The sequence below is a fragment of the Xenorhabdus sp. PR6a genome, assembly GCF_028599065.1.
Taxonomy (GTDB): Bacteria; Pseudomonadota; Gammaproteobacteria; order Enterobacterales; family Enterobacteriaceae; genus Xenorhabdus; species Xenorhabdus doucetiae.
Window position 1 is genome coordinate 1 of the sequence record NZ_JAQRFJ010000191.1, and the last position, 789, is coordinate 789.

A 789-nucleotide genomic window follows, 5' to 3' on the forward strand; every position below is an offset into this window, starting at 1 on the left:
AGAGCAGTTTGGCTACGATGCCAACGGCAACCTGAGCCAGCATTTGCCGGTCGATGCCTCCGGTGCGATGGCACAAATAACCCAACGCCAGAACGCCGGGCGGGTGGTGCAGCAAGGGGATATCCGCTATCGCTATGATAACAATGGGCGTCTGGTGGAAAAAACCGAACAACGTGACGGATTCCGCCCGCAGGTCTGGCGCTACCGCTGGGACACCCAAAATCAGCTTACCCACTGTGAAACCCCGGACGGCTCACGCTGGCACTATGCCTATGATCCGTTTGGCCGAAGGATCCGGAAACTCAAGGTTCACGACGGAAAGCTGACGGCGACCAACCTGCAACGGTGGTTAAATGGCCGGCCGGACCTGACTCCGCGCGCCACGGCCATTTACGGGCAGGAATACCTGTGGAGCGGTGACCAGCTTATCGAGGAAACGCCGGTTTACGCCGACGGTTCGCTGGCGCTGGACAGCCGCGTGCGCTGGCTGTACGAACCGGGGGCGCTTACGCCCTCCGCCCGTGTTGAAAAAGGTAAGCTGCATTACATCGTCAGCGACCATCAGGGCACCGTGCGCGAAATGCTCAACGAAAACGGCACGCTGGTTTGGGCGCAGCGGTTGAAGACGTGGGGAAAAGCCGAGAAATCGCAGGTGATTGCGTCGAACGATCCGGATTATCACGTGGGGTGCAATTTCAGGTTCTTAGGGCAATATGAGGATGAAGAGAGCGGTTTATTCTATAATTTTCATCGTTATTACTCCCCGGAGACCGCGCAGTATATTTCGCC

1 protein-coding gene is annotated in these 789 nt (G+C 57.5%); it reads left to right on the forward strand.

From position 1 onward, the window contains the following. Window positions 1–154: 154 nt before the first annotated feature. Window positions 155–789: RHS repeat domain-containing protein (locus tag PSI15_RS18270; protein ID WP_273584760.1), on the forward strand; the 635-nt coding region annotated here is incomplete at its 3' end.